Source organism: Arthrobacter sp. NPDC080086, from assembly GCF_040702285.1.
In genome coordinates, this window is record NZ_JBFBKP010000049.1 from 20,664 (window position 1) to 35,073 (window position 14,410).

Below are 14,410 nucleotides of genomic sequence, written 5' to 3' on the forward strand. Positions count from 1 at the left end.
GCGGTCCCGGGCAGCTGCGCTGTCAGCCGACCTTGCTGAGGATGGCGGAGGCGTGGGCTTCCAGGCCGCCGTCGCCGGCCTGGCTCTTGCCGGCTGCAACGTCCCACCGCCAGAGGAGGTTCCCGTCCACCAGTCCGAAGATGCGGGTGGCCGCGGTGTAGTCCTTGGAGTGGCTGCCGCGCATCACCAGGTCTGTGCTGAGCTGGATCTGCGGGCCCTTGATCTGGCCGTAGTACAGCTCGGAGATGCCGCCCGGGTGGGCGATGGAGACGGAGATGTCGAACCCGCCGTCGGCGTTGCGGAGCTCCTCGACCTCTTCGGCGCTCTTGAACACGGGGACGATGTCGGCCGGGATCAGGCCGGGACCGCCGTCCTCCTCGCGCTGCTTCCGGTCGAGGGCCCAGAAGCCGGTCTCCACCGTCAGCGGTCGCAGCTTGGTGCCCTCGTCATCGGTCAGCCACGATTCGGCCCGGTACTGCAGGTAGGGCAGGCCGTTGTGGGTGAAGGAGACGTGCTGCAGGAAGTGCTCGGAATCCTCGTCGCCGGCACCCAGCCGGCCGCGGCCTTCCCACTCACCAATGAGCCAGGACAGCGGAACGATTTCGGGCGTCAGATCGGTGGGGATCTCAATGGGCACGGCGTTGACCTCTAAAGCGACGGTTTCCGGGCGGTTGCGGGGTGGTGGTTACTTCTGGCCCTTGAAGAGGCGGTAGACCACGAAACCGGCGAACCAGGCCATGGACAGGCCGGCCACGGCAAGCAGGACAAGGAAGAAGATTTCAAATGCAAGTACGGACATGATGACATCCTAACGCGTTAGTAGATGAGGAGTTTATCGATGAAGTAGGCCAGGGATCCGACGGCGGAGACCGGTCCCAGCCCCATTCCGAGGACCGCCGCGAGGTTCAGGGTTTCGCCGCGGATGATCACGAGGCGGCGGAAGCTGACCAGCACGGCGCCGACCACTATTCCGACCAGCGCCCCGGGCACCACGGCGATGTTCGAGATCGCCAGGCCCGCCAGCGGGCCGGCCAGCCCGGCCCCGACGATGCCCAGGGGCGCCACCACCCGGTCCGGCCAGCGGATCAGGCCGGCCGCGAGCGCGATCGCCGCGCTGATGGCGGCGATGAGCAGCATCTCCTTGACCCCGTTGAACCGGGAGCAAGCGATCCAGCCGGCGCCAAGGCAGGAAAGCAGGACCCCGGCGCAGGATCCGAGGGTGGATTCGAGCCGCTGGGCCTGGCCGGTGCCGCGGATCAGCTGCATGACGAACACCGCCATCACCCCAGCGGCGACGAAGGCCGGGGTCCAGGCCAGGAAGGCCGGACCCGGCAGGTAGGTTGCGGCCACCGCGGAGCCGATCCCCGGCAGCCCGATCAGCGCGGCGAGGGTCTTTTTGGCCGGGATACCCAGGAAGTACGGCCAGCCGAAGCCCACGAGGGCGGCGGTCAGCACGGCTACGGCCAGCAGGACCTCCGGGGTGGAGTAGGCTCCGGCGACGATCGCGGCGAGCCCGGCCATGCCGATAACACCGACGCTCCAGGACTTCATGCGCTTCTTCCCAATGCGGTTCTCCCCCGTGCGGCTCTAGTGACTGCCGTGTTGGCTGCTCTGTGGACTGCGGTTCTTCCCGCGGCGGTTCTCCGGTCAATCCTGCCCTATATGAACGTTTTGTGTCGCAGCAGCGGACGCGGCAAGCCGCTAAACCGTGCCCGCGGGAAGGCGTTTGGGTATACTCAGAGCCTCAGCTACGCTCCCCCGGCCGGCCCCACCCAGGGCCGCACCAGACTTCAAGCAGGGCTCCGCACACCGGAGCCCGGACCGGGAGTCCAGTACCGGCCGGTGAAAGCCCGGCACAAACGCCCAACGATGCGCGGACACCCCTTGGAGGAACCATGTCGCACATCCTGTTATTGACGAACAGCACCGGCTCATCGGTGGACGTCCTGCCTGCGCTTGAGTTGCTCAACCACCGGGTCCACATCCTGCCGGCGGAGCCCACGGCACTGCTCGAGACCGACCCGTGCGACATCGTCCTGCTCGACGCGCGCAAGGACCTGGTGGGCGCCCGCTCCCTGACCCAGCTCCTGAAGGCCACGGGCCTCAGCGCCCCGCTCATGCTGATCCTCACCGAGGGCGGCATGGCCGCCGTCTCCTCCGCGTGGGCCGTCGACGACATCCTGCTCGAGTCCGCCGGACCGGCCGAGGTGGAGGCCAGGATCCGGCTCGGCATCGCCCGCGCCATGCCGGACCAGGACGACACCCCCACCGAGATCCGCGCGGCCGGCGTTGTGATTGACGAGGCCAGCTACACCGCCCGGGTCAACGGCGCCGTGCTGAACCTGACGTTCAAGGAATTCGAACTGCTGAAGTACCTGGCCCAGCACCCCGGACGCGTGTTCACCCGCCAGCAGCTGCTCACCGAGGTCTGGGGCTACGACTACTACGGCGGCACCCGCACCGTCGATGTGCACGTCCGGCGCCTGCGCGCCAAGCTCGGCGCGGACCACGAAAACCTGATCAGCACCGTACGCAACGTCGGCTACCGGCTCACCCTGGCCCGGCAGCCGGATGAGGAACTCTCCGAGGCGTAGCCCCGGCGGCGCGGCGGAGACATACCGACACAAACCGCAAATCGCAGTAAGCGGAAAACATAAAGGCCCCGGACCATCAGGTCCGGGGCCTTTCTTATGCGCCCTACGGCGCTTTTGTGGAGGACATACGGGTCGAACGTATCGAGGCCACCCCACTGGTGGATCCCCCTCAGATTCCGAAACAGCGATCTCATCGATCAATCCCTGCGCCGGATGAGTTACCGACTATACGCATCCGGCGGCGAAGCATCAAATCCGGCCGATACCCCCTCCCCGGGCCCGCGGACGTATAGCCTTGCACCATGAGTCCCGCGCACCCGGAAAACTGGCCCGTACTCACCCTGCAGGGAGCTGTCGACGAGCAGCTGCTGCGCGATGTCAGGACGCTGGTGGCCGCCGCGGAGGAATCCGACGGCAACCCGCCCCTGTCCGAGCAGACGCTGGTCACACTGCGCGCCGCGGACGCCGGCCCGCATTCGGTGATGACCCTGGCGCTCTACTCCCCCGACTATTCCGGCAAGGCGACGGACGCCGACGCCGCCCCCCAGAGTGCCGCCGCTCCCGCCGGTCCGCACGGCAACGACCTGGCCGGCGTCGCCGTCGTGATCGGGGAACCGGACGGCGGCGCGGTGCTGGAGGTGGCGGTGCACCCCAGCTACCGCAACCAGGGCGTCGCGGACCGTCTGGTCAGTGAACTGCAGCGCGTCCGCGGCTTCGATGGCCTGAAGGCGTGGTCGCACGGCAACCACGAGGCCGCGGCGGACCTTGCCGCCCGGTACGGGTACGTCCCGGTCCGGGAACTGTGGAAGATGCGGCTGGCCACGGCAGCCTCGGATTTGCCCGATGTGCCGCTGCCGGAGGGCGTGACCCTCCGCAGCTTCGAGCCAGGACGGGACGAGGAGGCCTGGCTGGCGGTGAACCGTGCCGCGTTCGTCCACCACCCCGAACAGGGCGCCATGACCCGGGCCGACCTGGACGCCCGGATGGCCGAGGACTGGTTCAGCCCCGAGGGATTCCTGCTCGCCGAAGATGCCTCGGGACGGCTGCTGGGCTTCCACTGGACCAAGATCCACCCCCGGCACGGCGACCACCCCGCGATCGGCGAGGTCTACGTCGTCGGCGTCGCCCCGGAGGCCCAGGGCACCGGGCTGGGCAAGGCCCTCACCGTCGCCGGGATCCGCCACCTCCAGCGTCAGGGCCTGCACGCGGTGATGCTGTACGTCGACGGGGACAATATCCCCGCCGTCGCGCTCTACCGCCGGCTCGGCTTCACCCGCTGGGACATGGACGTCATGTACGCGCCGCGGCCCGCCGGCTAGGTCCCACCACGGCCTCCGGGTCCGGCATCAAACGGGCTCACCGGGGTGCGAATCCTTGTAAGGTTGAAGCTACATCGCGCCAGCATTAGGAGAGACCATGCAACGGGAACACGCCGGGACGGCCACGTCTAAAGCCGGAACGCAGAACACCTCCTCCCGGCCGGCGCGGGCACGGTTCGGCTCCTCCGAAGTTCCCGCCTCGCGCGCCACCCAGGACCGGATCGACATCCCGGAGTTCGCCCCGAACCTCGAACCCGAGGGCGACATCAGCCCGGACCGTTTCCTGGACCGCGAGCTGAGCTGGCTGGCCTTCAACGCCCGCGTCCTGGAACTGGCCGAGGATCCGAACCTGCACCTGCTGGAGCGGGTCAGCTTCCTGTCCATCTTCGCCTCCAACCTGGACGAGTTCTTCATGGTCCGGGTGGCCGGCCTCAAGCGCCGCATCGCCACCGGACTCGCCGTGCCGTCCCCCGCAGGGCTGAGCCCCATGCAGGTCCTGGAACAGATCGGCGAGGAGGCGCACCGCCTGCAGCAGCGCCACGCCCGGGTCTGGGCCGAGCAGATCCGCCCGGCCCTGGCCTACGAGCACATCCACCTGATGCACTGGGACGAGCTGGACGACCAGGCCAAGGACCAGCTCAGCGCCATGTTCGCCGAGAAGGTCTTCCCGATCCTGACGCCGCTGGCCGTGGACCCCGCGCACCCGTTCCCCTACATTTCCGGGCTCTCCCTGAACCTCGCCGTCGTGGTCCGCAACCCGGTCAGCGACAAGGAACTCTTCGCCCGCGTCAAGGTCCCCGACCAGCTGCCGCGACTGATCTCCATCGATGGCCCGCGCGCCGGGTCCGTGCCCGGCCGGGTGGCCCGTTTCATCGCACTCGAGGAAGTCATCGCCGTCCACCTGGACCAGCTGTTCGCCGGCATGGAGGTGCTGGAGCACCACACCTTCCGCGTGACCCGCAACGAGGACGTCGAGGTCGAAGAGGACGACGCCGAGAACCTGCTGCAGGCGCTGGAAAAGGAACTGCTGCGCCGCCGCTTCGGCCCGCCCGTCCGGCTGGAACTCACCAACGACATCAACCCCAACATTCGGGCGCTGCTGATCCGTGAGCTGGGCGTCGAGGAATCCGAGGTGTACTCCGTGCCCGCGCCGCTGGACCTGCGCGGCCTCTCCGTCGTCGCCGGGATCGACCGGGCGGACCTGCACTACCCCAAGCACGTCCCGCACACCTCCCGCTACCTGAACGAGTCCGAGACCTCGAAGGCGGCCAACGTCTTCGCGGCGATGCGCCGCCGGGACATCCTGCTGCACCACCCGTACGACTCGTTCTCCACCTCGGTCCAGGCGTTCCTGGAGCAGGCCGCCGCGGACCCCAAGGTCCAGGCCATCAAGCAGACCCTGTACCGCACCTCCGGTGACTCGCCGATCGTCGACGCCCTGATCGACGCCGCCGAGGCGGGCAAGCAGGTCCTGGCCCTGGTGGAGATCAAGGCCCGCTTCGATGAGCAGGCCAACATCTCCTGGGCCCGGAAGCTCGAGCAGGCCGGCGTGCACGTGGTGTACGGCATCGTGGGCCTGAAAACCCACTGCAAGCTCTCCCTGGTCGTGCGCCAGGAAGTGGACGGGCTGCGCCGCTACTGCCACATCGGCACTGGCAACTACCACCCCCGCACCGCCCGCTACTACGAGGACCTGGGCCTGCTGACCGCCAACGAGCAGGTGGGGGAGGACCTGTCCCGGCTGTTCAATCAGCTCTCCGGCTACGCTCCCAAGTCCACGTTCAAGCGGCTGCTCGTGGCGCCGCGGTCCGTCCGGTCCGGCCTGATTGACCGGATTGAAACCGAGATCCGCAACGCCCGGGCCGGCATCGCCTCCCGGGTGCAGATCAAGGTCAACTCCATGGTCGACGAGGCCATCATCGACTCCCTCTACCGGGCCTCGCAGGCCGGCGTGAAGGTGGACGTGATCGTCCGCGGCATCTGCTCGCTGCGGCCGGGCGTGCCGGGCCTGAGCGAGAACATCACGGTCCGCTCCATTTTGGGCCGGTTCCTGGAACACTCGCGCGTCTTCGCCTTCGCCAACGCCGGGGACCCCGTGGTCTACATCGGCTCCGCGGACATGATGCACCGCAACCTGGACCGCCGGGTCGAGGCCCTTGTCCAGCTCTCCAGCAGCGACGACGTCACCTACGTGCTGGACATGCTCCGCCGGTACATGGATCCCGCGACGGCAAGCTGGCACCTGGACCGCAGCGGTGAGTGGTCCCGCCACCACCTCGCCGAGGACGGCACCGAACTCCAGGACGTCCAGTCCTGGCTGCTCGCGTCCCGTTCCCGGCAGCGCCCGGCGAGCCTGCGCTAGGGCCGCCGGTAGTGAACAGCGACGCGCTGGCAGCCGACCAGACCGAGCATGCCGGCGAAACGATCGCCGTCGTCGCCGCCGGGGCCCTGCCCTGGCGGGTAAAGAAGGACAAGCTGGAGGTCCTGCTGATCCACCGGCCCCGCTACGACGACTGGTCCTGGCCCAAGGGAAAACTGGATCCGGGCGAAACGGTTCCCGAGTGCGCGGCGCGGGAGGTCTCCGAGGAAATCGGCCTGCGGGCGCCGCTGGGCATCCCCCTGCCGCCGATCCACTACCGGGTCAACGCCGGGCTGAAGGTGGTGCACTACTGGGCGGTCGACGTCGACGGCGCTCCCCTGCACCCGGACGGCAAGGAAGTGGACAGTGTCCTCTGGTGCGCGCCGGAGAAGGCCGCCCGCCTGCTCACCAATCCCTCCGACCGCGCCCCGCTGGACGCCCTGGTGGCAGCCCACGAGCGGCACGAGCTGGAGACCTGGCCCCTTGTGGTGATCCGACACGCCAAGGCCAAGCCCCGCTCCTCCTGGTCCAAGGCTGAGGGCGACCGTCCGCTGGCCGCCACCGGGACCCGCCAGGCCCAGGCCGTGGGCCGGCTGTTGCAGGCGTGGCGCCCTTCCCGGGTGGTCACCAGCCCGTGGCTGCGCTGCGTCGCCACCGTCGCGCCCTACGCCAAGGCCGTGGAGGCCAAGGTCAAGCTGCACGATTCGCTCACCGAACACCTGCACAGCCGCAGCCCGCACAAGACTGCCAACGTGGTGGAGGGCCTGTTCGACAAGGAACGGCCGGTGGCGCTGTGCACGCACCGCCCGGCGCTCCCCACCGTGTTCGCGCAGCTGGGCAAGCACATGAACTCCCGGCTCCGCGCCCTGCTGCCGGAGTCGGATCCGTATCTTGCGCCGGGCGAACTCGTGGTCTGCCACGTCTCGCGGGCCAAGGGCAAGGTCATCGCCGTGGAGCAGTTCCGCCCGTTCGACGACTAGGTCCTTGACCCCGGTTCCCCGCCCAGCTAGTTTGTATCAACTGCTTGATACAAACTAGGCGGATCATTGGGGGATCTTATGCCGGGCCTTCTGTACGTGCCATCGATGCTGGTGGTGGGGCTCTCGCTGGGCGCCATGGTGGTGTACATCGTGCTCCGTTGGGTGAGCCACGATCCCGCCACCGGAACGTCGGCCGCATCGCTGTCCAATCATGCGCTCTGGGTGGGGATCATCGGCTGGGTTGCCAGCTCGCTTCAGGGCGCGATGAACCTTGGCATCATCCCGGCCAATCCCTCGGCGGCGCCCTATCCCAGGGTTACAGAGGCCGTCGTTCTAGCCCTGGCCTGGCCGGTCCTGGGCTGCCTCGCGGTGGGCCAGCTCAGCTACCCCGGGCCCCAGCAGGCGCGACGGCGGACGGTGCTCTCCGTTCGGCGGATCCGGGATTTCCTGCCGCGCCGCCTGGCGCTGGTGACGGGCGGGATTTTCGTAGCGGCCGGCGCGTTGATCGCCGTCGTCGCGATGCTGCCGGCTTCGACGCCGTCCCGGCCGTCACCGTGAACGACGGATCCGTCCCCCTGCTCCTGGGGGGCCGCGACGGGCGCATCCCCGGAGTGGAACTGGCCGCCTGGCTCGGCGCGGCCCTGGTGGTCCTGGCCGGCGGCACTGTGCTGGTGCTCCTTCTCATCGCCGGCCGCCGTCAGCTGGAGGCCCTCGACGCCGCGGACAATGCGACGCTGCGCAGCATCGCCATGAACCGCCTGCTCAGAACCGTCGCCACCATCGCCGCGGGCCTGGGCGTCATCGCGGGCAACTACGCGACACACCCGGATCCGGCCGCCGTTTCCACGGGGTGGGTCAATCCGGCCGGACTGGCCGGCATGGCGGTGTTGCTGGTGATGTTCTGCTGGCGGCCGCCCACGCTGGCGGCGTCGCTGCTCGGACCCGATAACCGTCCGGTTGAGGGGCTGCGATCCGGCCAGCATCCGGCGGCGCGATTGCTGTCCTCGCTCGGACCGCTCCACGCCGCTGCTGCCGGGTTGCCGCTGGTGGTGGGGGAATTCGTCCTCTCCGGTCCGGCTGCCGAAACCTTCGAGCTGGGCTGGGCCGTCTTCGCCACCGTCGCCGCGGTTGCCTCATCGGCCGGCCTGGCCGCCGGGGAGCTGGTGCTCCGGCACAACTACGGCGACGCCGGAGTCCCCCGCAGCCAGCCACGCCGGACCGTCGGCCCGGCGATGCTGACCACGGCAGTCCTGGCGCTCGTCGCATTCCTGCTGGCCTTGGCAATCACGGCCATCGGTCAGAGTTCACTCGGCGGTGCGGCGGACTGGCTGCCCATCGCGGGGCTGGCGGCTGTCGGCGCGGCCGCCTCCCTGCCGGTCGCACTTCTCGCCCGGTTCCGGCGAAGCGTCCCCAACGGGCCGGACGCAGCGCTCCGGGCCGTCACCGTGCACCGGGCCGTGAGGACCCTGTCGTCGCTCCTCGCCGCGTTGACCGCCGCCTTGCTGATGACCCAAACCCCGGCATGGGCTGCGGTCTTCGCGCCGGCCGGGACCGGAGTGCCTTTCGGGTACTCCGTCGGTGAGTGGTGGCCCGCATCCCTGGCGGGAGGCGTCTTCGTTGCTGCCGCCATCGTCATCGCCATCGTGCCCGTCCGTCTTCCGCACCGAGGTTTCGTACGTCCCACCCCACAGCCGGCCGCATGACCGCAGGACTTTCCATCGATCTCCGCTCGGCAGTTCCCCCGTTCGAGCAAATCCGGGCGCAAATTGCGGCGTTGATCTCCGCCGGTGCACTCGAGCCGGGGGCACACCTCCCGACCGTGCGGCGGCTGGCGGCGGACCTGGGCATCGCCGCGGGTACGGTCGCCCGGGCGTACCGGGAATTGGAGCACGCCGGCCTGGTCGAGACGGGCCGCCGGAAGGGGACGACGGTGGCAACCTCACTGCCACCGGGGGCCAGCCCGGGAGGCGCCGGCGTCGAGGTGGAGCAGGCTGCCGACCGCCTCATCGCCGCTGCCCGTTCTGCCCATCTGGACGATGCGGCAGTCCTCGAGCTGGTGCGGGGCCGGCTGTCCGGCACCTTCGACTAGGATTGACCGCCGGACACCGCCGCAGGACTCCGGTCAGTAGACTGGTGGGGTGAGCATCCCAACGCCCTACGAAGACCTGCTTCGCGACGTCCTGGAGCACGGCACCCACAAGTCCGACCGCACGGGGACCGGCACCAGCAGCGTCTTCGGCCGACAGCTGCGCTTCGACCTCGCCGACAGCTTCCCGCTGATCACCACCAAGCGGGTGCACTTCAAGTCGATCGCCGCCGAGCTGCTCTGGTTTCTGCGCGGCGACAGCAACGTGAAGTGGCTGCAGGAGCAGGGCGTCACCATCTGGAACGAATGGGCCGACGCCGACGGCGAGCTGGGCCCGGTTTACGGCGTGCAGTGGCGGTCCTGGCCCACGCCCGACGGCGGGCACATCGACCAGATCGCCGAGCTCATCAAAAACCTCAAGAGCAACCCGGACTCCCGCCGGCACATCGTCTCCGCCTGGAACGTCTCCGAGCTCAAGAACATGGCGCTGCCGCCCTGCCACGCGTTCTTCCAGTTCTACGTGGCCGACGGCAAACTCTCCTGCCAGCTATACCAGCGTTCGGCCGACCTCTTCCTCGGTGTCCCGTTCAACATCGCCTCCTACGCCCTGCTGACCCTGATGGTCGCCCAGCAGACCGGGCTGGAACCCGGTGAATTCGTCTGGACCGGCGGGGACGTGCACATCTACGACAACCACGTGGACCAAGTCCGCACCCAGCTGGAACGCGAACCGTACGAGTACCCGACGCTGAAGCTCACCCGCACCCCGGCGTCGATCTTCGACTACACCCTTGAGGACTTCGAGGTGGTCGGCTACCGGCACCACCCCACGATCAAGGCCCCGATCGCCGTATGAGCACCGATCCCCGGCAGGGCAACTCGGCGGCTGCCCCCGCGGAGCCCGGCGGCTTCACCGACAAGTTGCACGGCAGCCTCACCGGCCTGGGCCTGGTCTGGGCGCAGACCAGCACCGGAGTGATCGGCCAAGGCGGCACCATGCCGTGGGAGCTGCCCGAGGACATGCGGCACTTCAGCCGGCTCACCGCGGGGCACCCGGTCATCATGGGCCGGAAGACCTGGCAGTCCTTCCCGGCCAAATTCCGCCCCCTGCCCGGCCGGGCCAACATCGTCATCACCCGGCAGGACGGCTGGGGCGACACCCCCGAGGCGGAGGGCGCCCTGGCCGTGGCATCCCTCGATGAGGCGCTCCTGGAGTCCCAGTTCGCCCCCGGCCCGGAGATGGTCTGGGTGATTGGCGGCGGGGAGATCTACGCGCAGGCCCTGGACCTGGCCGACGTCGCCGTCGTCACCACCATCGACACCGCAGCCGAAGGCGACACCTTCGCCCCCGAGCTCGGCTACGAGTGGCGCGCGGAAACCAATTACCCGGCCGACGGCTGGCTCACCGCCGCCAACGGCACCCGCTACCGGATCACCCTCTGGCGCCGTACGGAGGCCAAATAATGCTGCGTAAACCCGAAACCCTGTTCGTCCTGGGCTACATGTTGCTGCCGCTGCTGGCGCTGCTGTCCGCGATCGTGGGACTGACCATGATCCTGGGCGGCAACAAGATTGCCGGGGCGATCGTGCTCGTGATTGTCACCCAGGTGTTCGCCTTCGGCGCCATGTTCGCGCTGCGGCGGCGCAAGAGCGCCCTGCTGGCCGACGACGGCGAGTAGCGGGCGCCTTCGCCCTTTTCGCCCGGCGGACCCGGATGGGGAGAGCACCCCATCGCGGCCTGCCGGCAACCGGGTTAGATTGGGGCGGTCCGGTTCACGGGTCCCCTCGCTGAGGTGGACAGCGGCCGGGGGAATACGTGGGAGTGCGGCAGCGGCACAGTAGGCTGGTGCCCGACAGAGGGGGATGTACATCGTGGCAGGTAACATGTGGGGCGCCGACGTCGCTCAGCTGCGCATGCTGGCGCAAAGCTTCGGGCAAACCTCGGAGACGCTGCTGCAGCAGTCGACGGCCCTGACGGCGGCGATCAACAACAACACGTCGTGGAAGGGTGCGGACAGCGCGCGCTTCACCTCGGAGTGGAACGGCAGCCACCGCGCCCTGATCCAGCAGACCGCACGGGCGCTCAAGCAGCAGTCCAAGCAGCTTCTGACGCAGGCCGACGAGCAGGAGAAGGCCAGTAACGCCAAGGCCGGGTCCGGCGGCGGACCACTGGGTCCGCTCGGCCACGGGTCCGGCCCTGGGGCGTGGGCTGTGGCCGGCGGCATCCTCGCCGGCGGCGCCGCGGGACTCAAGACGTTCATGGGAATCCAGAAGAATATCAAGACCCCGCTCACCTTGGCCAAGACCGTCGGGCAGTACGGCTGGGTATTGAAGAACCAGCGCGCCGAACTGGTGAACGCCCTCTTCACCATGGGCAGGCACCGGCTCGGCGGCCCGGGCTTCGAGATCCGCAACCTCTGGCAGACCACAGCGGGCAACAAGACCCTTGAAGGGCTGCTCAAGGATTCTTCCAAGGCCAGCCGCACCCTCAACGTCATCGACAAGGCTTCGGACGCGGCGTCGCTGAAGAACCTCAACAACTTCGTCAAGCCGTTGGACAAGCTCGGCGGTTTCATCGCGGAGAAGCCCTGGCTCGGCAAGGGCACGAGCCTGGAGTGGCTCGGCAAGTCCGGCATCGCCCGCGGCCTGGGATGGGCCGGCGTCGGCTTCAACACGTATGACTCCGTCGCCAAGTTCGCCGACGGCGACATCAAGGGGGGTGCGGCAAGCGCCGGCAAAGCCCTTCTCGGCGTCGGCTGCTTCCTTCCCCCGCCCGCCGGCACCGTCTGCCAGGTGGCCAGCGTGGGGATCGCGGTCTACGAGAACTGGGACACGATCACCAGCGTGGGTAAGGACATCGGTGAGGGTGTGGTCAATGCCGTGAAGGACCCCGGCAAGTTTGTCAGCGACACCGCCAACAACGTCAAGAATGCAGGAAAGTCCGTGGCCAAGTTCTTCGGCTTTGGAGATTAGGAGACCTAGATGACCGTCCAGCACGAAACGACCCAGGAACCGCGCCTCGGCGTCGACGTCATCGGTTTCGGGGTGGGGGAACTCGCCTACCTCCTCAACGTTTTCGAGGGACCTTCCCGTGACCGTTCCGTCAGCGTCTTCCGCGCCGAGGAACTCGTCGAGGACTCCACGCTGAACACGGCCGGCGCATCCTCCCTGCTGGCCCGGGACCTGGCCGTCGTCTCTGACGACGACCAGGTCGGCGTCAAGGGCGTCGCCGCCGCCGTCGCAACGGCCATGGGCCATGCGACGCGCTGGACCGAGATGTCCCTCCTGACCGAGGACAGCATGGACAACGTGGTGCTTATCGAAGCACCGGAGGTAGCCCTCATGCTGCAGCCTCGCGCCCTGGGGACCTGGTTTGCGTTCGCGCAGGATCCCACCATCGGCTCCGCGGAGGCCATCCTGCGGGTGCTCCGCCAGCACGTCGAGGAACACCCGGGCGGCACGGCCTACCTGGTCTTCAAGACGTTGCAGGAGGAGAAGCACCTGCTGGTCCGCCGCGACGGCCGCGACTGGGCCACCGGCGTTCCGGACTTCGCCACCGACGAGGTTGCAGAGAGCGCCCCGCTGGACGACGCCGGGCTGCTGGCCGGCATTGAGGAGTCCCGTGGCGAGGCGTAGCCGGGATGTCCCGCAGGAACCGGGATACACGCCGTCGCCTGCGCCGAAGGAACCCGTGAGGCACCGCCTTGCCGAAAATGGTGAGATCGTCGCCTATACCGACGAGGAATACGGGGTCCGCAAGGACGACGGCCTCGGCGTCATCAAGCCCGTGAACTCCTCCGGTGGGCTGTTGTTCCTGTCCCTGCTGATGACGGCGCTGTTCGGGCTGATGCTTTACGCGGTTGTCCAGATGGCCCTGACGGACCAGTGGCACATCATGGGCGAGATCTGGTGGATGTACGTATTGGTGCTGTTTCCGCTCTTTGCCGGCTGGGCCGGCTTCATCAAGGAACGCAAGGCCGAGAAGCTCCGCAAGGCCCGTGACCTGCCCCGGCCGGCCGAATAGTCGGTTACGCCGCAACCGTCCGGCTGTGGCGTAACCGACTGCGGCTCCGGCGGCGTGAAGTCTAAACTGGCCCAATGACTACAGCAGCTTCCCCGACCGTCGGACTGGTCGGATGGCGCGGCATGGTCGGCTCCGTCCTAATGCAGCGCATGCAGGACGAGGGCGACTTCGCCGCCATCAACCCGGTCTTCTTCTCCACCTCCAACGCGGGCGGTGCAGCCCCGGACATCGCCGGTGCAGCGTCCGGCGCGGCCGGGAAGCTGGAGGACGCCTACGACGTCGAGACCCTCGCGAAGCTGCCGATCATCGTCACCGCCCAGGGTGGTGACTACACCAAGCAGGTCCACGGCGAACTGCGCAGCCGCGGCTGGAACGGCCTTTGGATCGACGCCGCCTCCACCCTGCGGATGAGCGAAGACTCGATCATCGTCCTGGACCCGATCAACCGCGACGTCATCGACGCCGGCCTGGACGGCGGGGTCAAGGACTTCATCGGCGGAAACTGCACGGTCTCCTGCATGCTCATGGGCCTGGGCGGCCTGTTCACCAACGGACTGGTCGAGTGGGGAACCTCCATGACCTACCAGGCGGCCTCCGGCGGCGGCGCCCGGCACATGCGTGAACTGCTCAGCCAGTTCGGCACGCTCAACGCCGAGGTCAGCACGGAACTGGACGACCCGGCGTCGGCCATCCTCGAGATCGACCGCAAGGTCCTGGCCCACCAGCGCACCGACATCGACGCCACCCAGTTCGGCGTGCCGCTGGCCGGCTCGTTGATCCCGTGGATCGATGCGGACCTGGGCAACGGCCAGTCCAAGGAGGAGTGGAAGGCCGGCGTAGAGACCAACAAGATCCTCGGCACCTCCGCCGCGGACCGGGTGATCATGGACGGCCTCTGTGTCCGGATCGGCGCCATGCGCTCCCACTCTCAGGCCCTGACGCTGAAGCTCCGAGCACGATGCGCACGCTGGCGATGTTGCCGCTGTTTGCGCCGTCGCTGCTGCCGGGTATTGCGCTGGTCTACCTATTCGGCAATCAGGGCCTGTTC

16 protein-coding genes are annotated in these 14,410 nt (G+C 68.4%); 14 read left to right on the forward strand and 2 right to left on the reverse strand.

The window, feature by feature from the left end; translation table 11 throughout:
- Positions 1-22: 22 nt before the first annotated feature.
- Together AB0305_RS15690 and AB0305_RS15695 are read right to left on the reverse strand one after the other, a co-directional pair.
- Positions 23-637, reverse strand: coding sequence for an FABP family protein (locus AB0305_RS15690; protein WP_364133406.1), 615 nt, complete (start codon positions 635-637; stop codon positions 23-25).
- A gap of 179 nt (positions 638-816) precedes the next feature.
- A complete protein-coding gene (locus AB0305_RS15695) occupies positions 817-1,551 on the reverse strand; it encodes a permease (RefSeq protein WP_364133409.1) in 735 nt (244 codons plus the stop codon).
- 344 nt (positions 1,552-1,895) lie between these two features.
- Here AB0305_RS15695 and AB0305_RS15700 point away from each other — a divergent pair, with 344 nt between their 5' ends.
- From AB0305_RS15700 to asd, 14 genes are all read left to right on the forward strand, one after another.
- On the forward strand, positions 1,896-2,594 hold the full coding sequence (locus AB0305_RS15700) for a response regulator transcription factor (protein ID WP_290255962.1): 699 nt from the start codon (positions 1,896-1,898) through the stop codon (positions 2,592-2,594).
- A gap of 302 nt (positions 2,595-2,896) precedes the next feature.
- The gene (gene mshD, locus AB0305_RS15705) at positions 2,897-3,913 is read left to right on the forward strand and encodes a mycothiol synthase (RefSeq protein ID WP_364133412.1); all 1,017 of its coding nucleotides are present in this window, start codon (positions 2,897-2,899) and stop codon (positions 3,911-3,913) included.
- Between the two features lie 97 nt (positions 3,914-4,010).
- Complete coding sequence (locus tag AB0305_RS15710; RefSeq protein WP_364133415.1) at positions 4,011-6,275, forward strand: RNA degradosome polyphosphate kinase; 2,265 nt, start codon at positions 4,011-4,013, stop codon at positions 6,273-6,275.
- Positions 6,276-6,286: 11 nt separating this feature from the next.
- On the forward strand, positions 6,287-7,252 hold the full coding sequence (locus tag AB0305_RS15715) for an NUDIX hydrolase (RefSeq protein WP_364133417.1): 966 nt from the start codon (positions 6,287-6,289) through the stop codon (positions 7,250-7,252).
- Positions 7,253-7,330: 78 nt separating this feature from the next.
- The gene (locus AB0305_RS15720) at positions 7,331-7,810 is read left to right on the forward strand and encodes a hypothetical protein (protein ID WP_364133420.1); all 480 of its coding nucleotides are present in this window, start codon (positions 7,331-7,333) and stop codon (positions 7,808-7,810) included.
- A complete protein-coding gene (locus AB0305_RS15725; RefSeq protein ID WP_364133423.1) occupies positions 7,807-8,955 on the forward strand; it encodes a hypothetical protein in 1,149 nt (382 codons plus the stop codon). The genes AB0305_RS15720 and AB0305_RS15725 overlap by 4 nt, the downstream gene beginning before the upstream one ends.
- Positions 8,952-9,341: a GntR family transcriptional regulator gene (locus tag AB0305_RS15730; protein ID WP_364133426.1), complete on the forward strand. Its 390-nt coding sequence runs from the start codon at positions 8,952-8,954 to the stop codon at positions 9,339-9,341. The genes AB0305_RS15725 and AB0305_RS15730 overlap by 4 nt, the downstream gene beginning before the upstream one ends.
- Before the next feature lie 49 nt (positions 9,342-9,390).
- Positions 9,391-10,194, forward strand: coding sequence for a thymidylate synthase (locus tag AB0305_RS15735; RefSeq protein ID WP_364133429.1), 804 nt, complete (start codon positions 9,391-9,393; stop codon positions 10,192-10,194).
- A complete protein-coding gene (locus tag AB0305_RS15740; RefSeq protein WP_364133432.1) occupies positions 10,191-10,802 on the forward strand; it encodes a dihydrofolate reductase in 612 nt (203 codons plus the stop codon). Before AB0305_RS15735 ends, AB0305_RS15740 begins: the two co-directional genes overlap by 4 nt.
- Entirely contained in the window at positions 10,802-11,017 is a 216-nt protein-coding gene (locus tag AB0305_RS15745; RefSeq protein ID WP_290255970.1) for an NF038396 family protein, read from the forward strand. The genes AB0305_RS15740 and AB0305_RS15745 overlap by 1 nt, the downstream gene beginning before the upstream one ends.
- Before the next feature lie 193 nt (positions 11,018-11,210).
- Positions 11,211-12,311 carry a WXG100 family type VII secretion target gene (locus AB0305_RS15750; protein WP_364133435.1) on the forward strand — a complete coding sequence of 367 codons (1,101 nt, stop codon included), beginning with the start codon at positions 11,211-11,213 and terminating at the stop codon, positions 12,309-12,311.
- A gap of 9 nt (positions 12,312-12,320) precedes the next feature.
- On the forward strand, positions 12,321-12,974 hold the full coding sequence (locus AB0305_RS15755) for a hypothetical protein (RefSeq protein ID WP_364133437.1): 654 nt from the start codon (positions 12,321-12,323) through the stop codon (positions 12,972-12,974).
- 55 nt (positions 12,975-13,029) lie between these two features.
- On the forward strand, positions 13,030-13,362 hold the full coding sequence (locus AB0305_RS15760; RefSeq protein WP_290255973.1) for a hypothetical protein: 333 nt from the start codon (positions 13,030-13,032) through the stop codon (positions 13,360-13,362).
- A gap of 74 nt (positions 13,363-13,436) precedes the next feature.
- On the forward strand, positions 13,437-14,410 hold a 974-nt coding region (gene asd, locus AB0305_RS15765), incomplete at its 3' end, for an aspartate-semialdehyde dehydrogenase (protein WP_366173357.1).

What these genes read in the sequence shown, in the direction of transcription:
- mshD (WP_364133412.1), top strand. Translation starts at nt 2,897, where the DNA reads ATGAGTCCCGCGCACCCGGAAAACTGGCCCGTACTCACCCTGCAGGGA.
- AB0305_RS15730 (WP_364133426.1), top strand. Translation starts at nt 8,952, where the DNA reads ATGACCGCAGGACTTTCCATCGATCTCCGCTCGGCAGTTCCCCCGTTC.
- AB0305_RS15710 (WP_364133415.1), top strand. Translation starts at nt 4,011, where the DNA reads ATGCAACGGGAACACGCCGGGACGGCCACGTCTAAAGCCGGAACGCAG.
- AB0305_RS15745 (WP_290255970.1), top strand. Translation starts at nt 10,802, where the DNA reads ATGCTGCGTAAACCCGAAACCCTGTTCGTCCTGGGCTACATGTTGCTG.
- AB0305_RS15740 (WP_364133432.1), top strand. Translation starts at nt 10,191, where the DNA reads ATGAGCACCGATCCCCGGCAGGGCAACTCGGCGGCTGCCCCCGCGGAG.
- AB0305_RS15755 (WP_364133437.1), top strand. Translation starts at nt 12,321, where the DNA reads ATGACCGTCCAGCACGAAACGACCCAGGAACCGCGCCTCGGCGTCGAC.
- AB0305_RS15700 (WP_290255962.1), top strand. Translation starts at nt 1,896, where the DNA reads ATGTCGCACATCCTGTTATTGACGAACAGCACCGGCTCATCGGTGGAC.
- AB0305_RS15695 (WP_364133409.1), bottom strand. Translation starts at nt 1,551, where the DNA reads ATGAAGTCCTGGAGCGTCGGTGTTATCGGCATGGCCGGGCTCGCCGCG.
- AB0305_RS15720 (WP_364133420.1), top strand. Translation starts at nt 7,331, where the DNA reads ATGCCGGGCCTTCTGTACGTGCCATCGATGCTGGTGGTGGGGCTCTCG.